The organism is Streptomyces sp. NPDC048603, assembly GCF_043199475.1.
GTDB lineage: Bacteria > Actinomycetota > Actinomycetes > Streptomycetales > Streptomycetaceae > Streptomyces.
On the sequence record NZ_JBICVY010000023.1, the window covers coordinates 92,437 to 99,381 of the forward strand.

A 6,945-nucleotide genomic window follows, 5' to 3' on the forward strand; every position below is an offset into this window, starting at 1 on the left:
CCCCACCGCCATGCCCACCTGCGTGCCGTTGTTCAGAAGAACACGGACCGCCGCTGCACCAGCAGCTTGTAGAGCGTGTGCTGGATCTGCTCCCGGACCTGGTCCGTGAGGTTGAACATCAGCATGGGGTCCTCGGCCGCCTCCGGCGCGTACCCGTCCGTCGGGATCGGCTCCCCGAACTGGATCGTCCACTTCGTCGGCAGCGGCACCGCGCCCAGCGGCCCCAGCAACGGGAACGTCGGTGTGATCGGGAAGTACGGGATCCCCAGCAGCCGCGCCAGCGTCTTCGCGTTGCCGATCATCGGGTAGATCTCCTCGGCCCCGACGATCGAGCACGGAATGATCGGCGTCCGCGCCCGCAGCGCCGTCGACACGAAGCCGCCCCGCCCGAAGCGCTGCAGCTTGTACCGCTCCCCGAACGGCTTCCCTATCCCCTTGAAGCCCTCCGGCATCACCCCGACCAACTCCCCGGCCTCCAGCAGCCTCTGCGCGTCCTCCGCGCACGCCAGGGTGTGCCCCGCCTTCCGGGCCAGCTCGTTGACCACCGGCAGCATGAAGACGAGATCCGCGGCCAGCAGCCTCAGGTGCCGCTGCGCCGGGTGCCGGTCGTGGACCGCCACCTGCATCATCAGGCCGTCCAGCGGCAGCGTCCCGGAGTGGTTCGCCACGATCAGCGCGCCGCCCTCCGCCGGGATGTTCTCGATCCCCTTGACCTCGACCCGGAAGTACTTGTCGTACACCGGCCGCAGCAGCGACATCAGGACCTGGTCGGTGAGCTCCTGGTCATAACCGAACTCGTCGACCTCGTAGTCGCCGGTGATCCGCCGCCGCAGGAAGGCCAGCCCGCCCGCGATGCGCCGTTCCCAGTCACCACGGGCGGCCGGACCTGCCGGCGCGTTCTCCTCCGCGGCCCCGGCCGCCCGCTCCTCCGGTGCCTGCTCCGGCGAGAGGGCCGGCTCCGGGACGGCGCGCACCCGCCGCCCTCCGGCCGGGCGCCGGCGCGGCCGGTCCTCGTCGAACGGAATGACCTTGGCGTCCGCCACTATCGGTTCGCTCCCTCGTCGTCCGCGCCGTAGCCGGCGTACACGTCCTCCGCCCCGCCCCCGGCGCCGGCGGCGCCCGTCTCCACGTCCAGGAGCCGCGCCACCCCGTCCACCGCCCGCCCCATCAGCTCCGGCGGCAGCAGCCCGGTCCCACGGCTCCGCGCGAAGTCCGCGAACGCCTCGGCGGTCGTGTAAAGCGGATCGAAGCCCAGTACGTCCCGCATCTGCGTGGTCTCCACGACCCGCCCGTGCGTCATCAGCCGGATCTGCTCCGGCGAGAAGTCGGTCACCCCCACCGCGCGCAGCGCCGACCCCACCCAGGTGACGGCCGGCAGCAGCAGCGGCACCGTCGGCCGGCCCAGCCGCCGCGAGCACTGCGACAGCAGCAGCACCCCGTCACCCGCGATGTTGAAGGTCCCGCTGTTCAGCGTGCCCCGCCTCGGCTCCTGAGCCGCCAGGGCCAGCACGTCCAGCACATCGTCCTCGTGCACGAACTGCAGCCGCGGGTCGAAGCCCAGCACCGTCGGCAGCACCGGCATCGAGAAGTACTCCGCCAGCGGCGAGTCCGCGAACGGCCCCAGGATGTTCGCGAAGCGCAGCACGCACACCGCCACGTCCGGCCGGCGCCGCGCGAAACCCCGCACATAGCCCTCGACCTCGGCGGCGTCCTTCGCGAACCCGCCCGACGGCAGCGCCTTCGGCTGCGCGGTCTCCGGGAACACCGCCGGATCCCGGGACGCACCCCCGTACACGGCGGTGCTCGACTTCACCACCAGCCGCCGCACCGTGGGCGACTTCTGGCACGCCCCCAGCAGCTGCATGGTGCCGATGACGTTGGTCTCCTTGACGGCGCTGCGCGTCCCGCCGCCCGGCCCCGCACCGCTCCCGGTGACCGCCAGATGGACCACCGTGTCGACCGCGTGCTCCGCCAGGACCCGGGCGATGGCCGACTGCCTGATGTCCGTACGCACGAACTCGGCGGCCCCCAGCCGGTAGGGCGGCTTCACCGAGTCCACCGCGATCACCCGCTCCACCCCCGGGTCCCGCTGAACCCGGCGTACGAAACGGGATCCCAGCTGCCGGGCAGCCCCGGTCACCAGCACGACCTTCCCCACAGCCCCGCGCCTCCCTCAATCCGCACCTGATTGCACCGCAGCCCCCCCACCATGATGGTGGAGGGGCTGCGGAGAACACGTACAGCTGCCGCTTACTTCTTGTTGCGGCGCTGAACGCGGGTGCGCTTGAGCAGCTTGCGGTGCTTCTTCTTGGCCATCCGCTTACGCCGCTTCTTGATAACAGAGCCCACGACTACCCTCGCTCACTTCGATTCACTCGGTGCGGGGCGTCTGGGCCCACACGACCTACGTCGGCCTAGCCTACCCGCCAGAGCGCTCTGCTTGTAATCCGAGGGCCACCGGGAGTCTGCTCTCAGGCCGACTCCACCCCCACATAGGACTCGCGTAGGTATTCGTGAACCGCGTTCTCGGGGACCCGGAAGGACCGGCCCACCCGGATCGCGGGCAGATGGCCGTTGTGCACCAGGCGGTACACGGTCATCTTCGACACTCGCATCACCGAGGCGACCTCCGCCACGGTCAGGAACTGAACCTCGCTGAGAGGCTTCCTCTCGCCTGCAGCCATGACACACCTTGACCTTCCGCGCATGACGGGGCACCGGCTTCCCCTCCGGTTACTCCACGTCGTCGCACGCTCACTCCCCAGACTAGGGGCGGGTGATGCGAGTGGGGAAGAGGTGTTGCAGCCACCGACCGACCCCCACCGCTACCCGGACAGACTCGCCCGATCGAGCACATACCGGGTCAACGGCAGGTAGTAGTCCGACCGCACCGCATCATCCAGCGGAACGGCCACCGCCACGCTCCCCTCGGCCTCACCGACGAACAGCGCCGGATCGTCCGTATCGGCCAGCCCAATGGCATCGATACCCAGCTGACCTGCCCCGCAGACCCATCCGTGGTCCCCCACCACGAGCTCCGGCAGCGGCCCGCCGGCCTCCGCCAGCGCCCTCAGCGCGACCCTCACGGGCAGCGGCGAATGGGAGTGTGCGCCGGTCGCACCCCCTCGCGCCCGCGCGCCGGGTTCCCGCACCATGGCGACCCCCCGTACGTAATCGAGGGTGTGGGTGCGTACGCCGAACCGCGTCGCCACGTCGACCCCGCGACCCTGCGCCGGGGTGAGCACGGCACAGCCCGCCGCCGACAGCGCCTCGGCCAAACTGACGTAGAACTCCAGGAGACGGTGCGGGTGACCCGTCCCGAACAACACGGGCGCCCGCACCGCGACCGCCTCCCGCAGTCGCGCCGCGAACGCCTCCAGCGCCGCCAGGGTCCGCTCCGGATCGATCACGTCCGGCCCGCTGACATGGGACGGGTCCGGCGAGACCCCGCACCTGTCCGCCATCAGACGCAACAGGTCGGGCACCGCCCAGTCCTCCGGGTCCAGCCCCAGCAGGACCCTCGGGTCCCGGGCCGCGAACAGCCGGTAGCTGCGCAGGCTCTCCTCCCTGGACGTGGCCACGGGCCCGGCCAGCCGGGCCGCCAGCAGATGCGCACGCAGGGCGCCGGTGCTCAACACCCTCCGATGCTGTCGCACCCCGCCCCGGGGAACACCAATTCCCGCTAACAGCCCCACACTTGGCCTAACAACGCCTTTACCGGACGGGCCGTCAGACGCATGCGGACCACACCGCCCGGGCCTCGGCGCCCGACCGGGGGGTAGCAGCTCTCAGACCAGCATGCCGCGCAGCGGGAACACCGCCCGCCGGGTCGCCAGCACCGCCTGGTCGAGGCGGTCCGCCGGGTCGTAACCGGCCTCCCAGTCCCGCCACTCGGGGGTCCGTCCGTCCGTCATCCGGGCCGGGGCGAGCTGCCGGGTCCGCGCGTACGCCTCGTCCCGCCAGGACGCCGGCACCATCGACCCGGGATCCACCGGCCGGTGCGCGGCGATCGCCACCAGATGCGTCCAGGACCGCGGTACGACGTCCACGACGGCGTACCCGCCTCCGCCGAGCGCCAGCCAGCGCCCGTCCGCGTACTCGTGCGCCAGGGCGTGACAGGCCTCCTGCACGGCCCGCTGGGCGTCCAGCGACACCGCCAGGTGCGCGAGCGGGTCCTCGAAGTGCGTGTCGGCTCCGTGCTGGGTCACCAGCACCTGCGGCCGGAAGTCTGCGAGGAGCTCCGGCACCGTGGCGTGGAAGGCCCGCAGCCACCCCTCGTCGCCGGTCCCGGCCGGCAGCGCCACGTTGACCGCGCTGCCCTCGGCGGCCGGCCCGCCGGTCTCCTCCGGCCAGCCGGTCTGCGGGAACAGCGTGCGCGGGTGCTCGTGCAGGGAGACGGTCAGCACCCGCGGGTCGTCCCAGAACGCCGCCTGCACGCCGTCCCCGTGGTGCACGTCCACGTCCACGTACGCGACCCGCTCGGCACCCAGCTCCAGCAGCCGCGCGATGGCGATGGACGCGTCGTTGTAGATGCAGAACCCGGCGGCCCCGCCCGGCATGGCGTGGTGCAGGCCGCCCGCGAAGTTCACGGCGTGCTCGGCCTCGCCCCGCCAGACGGCCTCGGCCCCGGCGACGGACTGTCCGGCGATCAGCGCGGACGCCTCGTGCATCCCGGCGAACGCCGGGTCGTCGGGAGTCCCCAGCCCGTAGGAGCCGTCCGCGGCGTCTGGATCGGCCGAGACCGCGCGTACGGCGGCCACGTAGTCCTCGCGGTGGACCAGCCGCAGGGTGGAGTCCCCGGCCGCCCTGGCGGCCCGTACGTCGATCTCCCGGTCCAGCCCGAAGGCCCGGACCAGCCCCATGGTCAGTGCCAGCCGCACCGGATCCATCGGATGGCCGGCCCCGAAGTCATACTCCGTGACCGCCTCGTCCCACATCAGCAATCGGCGCCCGCTCATGCCCGACACGGTAGCGGGCGCCTTCCGGCGCGCCGAACGAGCGGGCGTGGAACAGGGTCACCAGGATGAGGACCATCGGCACGAGCATGGCCCCCCGGTAGCTCCAGGCGTCCCCGAGCGCCCCGACCAGCGGGGAACCCACCAGGAACCCCACGTAGTTGAAGATGTTCAGCCGCGCGATGGCGGTGTCGGAGGCTCCCGGGCCGAAATTCTCGAAAGCGTGCCGTCCGGCCGCGGCGAAGGTCTGCGGCACGATCACGCACAGCCCGAACCCCAGGAGCGTGAACCCGAGCATCCCCACCCAGGCGCCCGGCGCGACCGCCACCACCGCGAAGCCGCCGGCCGCGACCACCGTCCCGCCCCGCACGACGCCGGCGGCCCCGAACCGCCGCACCCCGAGGTCGCCCACGGCCCGCCCGAGCAAGGTGGTCACCATGTAGACGTTGTAGGGGACGGTGGCCAGCTGCTCGGAGCTCCCCAGCACGTCCTGGAGGTACTTGGCGCTCCAGTTCGCCACGGTCGAGTCGCCGATGTACGCACAGGCCATCACCAGACACAGCGGCCACAGCAGGGCGAACCTCACCGCGCTGCCCGAGCCGGCGGGGGCTTCGGCCCCGGGCCTGGACCCGGCCGCCTCCCGGTCGACGTAGAACCGGCTGCCGGCCAGCGCCGCGGGCAGCAGCACCGCCACCGCCGGCAGGTAGGAGACGAACAGCCCGAGGTGCCAGTGCGCCCCGGCCCACGCGGCCGAGGCGCCCACGATCCCGCCCAGGCTGTACGCGGCGTGGAACCCGAGCATGATGCTCCGCCCGTACGCCCGCTGGAGACTCACGCCGAGCATGTTCATGGACGCGTCCAGCGCCCCGACCGCCAGCCCGAAGACCCCCAGCGCGACCGCCACGTGCCACAGCCGGGTGCCGGCTCCGACCCCCAGCAGTGCGAGCAGCACCACCGGCTGCGACCACCGGAGCACGGCGCTGGGCGGCACCCGTTTCACCAGCCGCTCGGTGACCACGCTGGCCACCCCGGCGAGCACCGGCACGGCCGCGAGGAACAGGGGCAGCAGCCCGTCGGATATCCCGTACCGGCCCTGGATGGCGGGGATCCGGGTCACCAGGAGGGCGAAGGTGACGCCCTGTACGAGGAAGCTGAACCCGAGCGCCCCGCGTCCGCGCCGCATCGCCGTGCTGGTCATGGCCATGGTCATGGCGGCACAGCGTAGGCCCGGCCGCTACCGGTGGGTAGAGATCAGACCGAGAAGTTCCTTCATCTCTCCGAACAGCCCTGTCGCCCCGGCGAGTTTCGCGGATCCGGTCATCGCCGTGTATCCGTAGACGTCCATCCCGGCCGCGACCGCGGCCCGCACGCCGAGCGGGCTGTCCTCGACCACGACGCACCGGGCCGGATCGGCCCCCATCTCCCGTGCGGCGTGCAGGAAGAGGTCCGGCGCGGGCTTCCCCTTGCCCACGTCCTCGGAGCTGAAGAGGATCCGGTCGTCGAACCACCCGCTCAGCCCTGCGGCCCGGTGCCCGGCCCGGATGCGCGCATGCCCGGACGACGAGGCCACGCAGTACGGCACTCCGGATTCCCGCAGCCCGGCCAGCACGTCCTGGATGCCGGCCACCGGCAGCAGGTCCCGCTCGAACGCGGCGAGCGTCCGCTCCAGCAGCGTCGCGTTGAACTCCGCGGGCAGTCGCTGCCCGTACCGCTCGTACACGAGGTCGTGCACGCGGTGCACCGCGGACCCCATGTAGTCGCGCAGGGAGTCCTCGTACGAAGTCGGATGCCCCAACTCGGTCAGGTACGCGGCCAGGATGGTGTTGGCGAGCGGCTCACTGTCCACGAGCACACCGTCGTTGTCGAAGATGACCAGCTCATATTCCATGCCCTGACCCTAAACGCAAGAAAGCCCCGCACCATATCCCGGAGGATTGGTGCGGGGCTTCCCGCAATGATTGTTCGGCGGCGTCCTACTCTCCCACAGGGT

General features: G+C 71.8%; 8 protein-coding genes. All 8 read right to left on the minus strand.

Going from position 1 to position 6,945, the window contains the following annotated elements; genetic code table 11:
- Nucleotides 1–32: 32 nt before the first annotated feature.
- Nucleotides 33–1,043 carry a lysophospholipid acyltransferase family protein gene (locus ACGFQ9_RS36950; RefSeq protein ID WP_393580158.1) on the minus strand — a complete coding sequence of 337 codons (1,011 nt, stop codon included), beginning with the start codon at nt 1,041–1,043 and terminating at the stop codon, nt 33–35.
- Complete coding sequence (locus ACGFQ9_RS36955; protein ID WP_393580159.1) at nt 1,043–2,158, minus strand: NAD-dependent epimerase/dehydratase family protein; 1,116 nt, start codon at nt 2,156–2,158, stop codon at nt 1,043–1,045. The genes ACGFQ9_RS36950 and ACGFQ9_RS36955 overlap by 1 nt, the downstream gene beginning before the upstream one ends.
- Nucleotides 2,159–2,250: 92 nt before the next feature.
- A complete protein-coding gene (locus ACGFQ9_RS36960; protein WP_003948845.1) occupies nt 2,251–2,349 on the minus strand; it encodes a 30S ribosomal protein bS22 in 99 nt (32 codons plus the stop codon).
- 122 nt (nt 2,350–2,471) lie between these two features.
- Nucleotides 2,472–2,684 carry a helix-turn-helix domain-containing protein gene (locus ACGFQ9_RS36965; protein ID WP_365117787.1) on the minus strand — a complete coding sequence of 71 codons (213 nt, stop codon included), beginning with the start codon at nt 2,682–2,684 and terminating at the stop codon, nt 2,472–2,474.
- Nucleotides 2,685–2,825: 141 nt separating this feature from the next.
- A complete protein-coding gene (locus ACGFQ9_RS36970; RefSeq protein WP_393580161.1) occupies nt 2,826–3,638 on the minus strand; it encodes a phosphatase in 813 nt (270 codons plus the stop codon).
- Nucleotides 3,639–3,788: 150 nt separating this feature from the next.
- Nucleotides 3,789–4,958: an acetoin utilization protein AcuC gene (locus ACGFQ9_RS36975; protein WP_393580163.1), complete on the minus strand. Its 1,170-nt coding sequence runs from the start codon at nt 4,956–4,958 to the stop codon at nt 3,789–3,791.
- Nucleotides 4,909–6,153, minus strand: coding sequence for an MFS transporter (locus ACGFQ9_RS36980; RefSeq protein WP_393580173.1), 1,245 nt, complete (start codon nt 6,151–6,153; stop codon nt 4,909–4,911). The genes ACGFQ9_RS36975 and ACGFQ9_RS36980 overlap by 50 nt, the downstream gene beginning before the upstream one ends.
- 36 nt (nt 6,154–6,189) lie before the next feature.
- On the minus strand, nt 6,190–6,843 hold the full coding sequence (locus ACGFQ9_RS36985; RefSeq protein WP_393580165.1) for an HAD family hydrolase: 654 nt from the start codon (nt 6,841–6,843) through the stop codon (nt 6,190–6,192).
- Nucleotides 6,844–6,945: the final 102 nt, after the last annotated feature.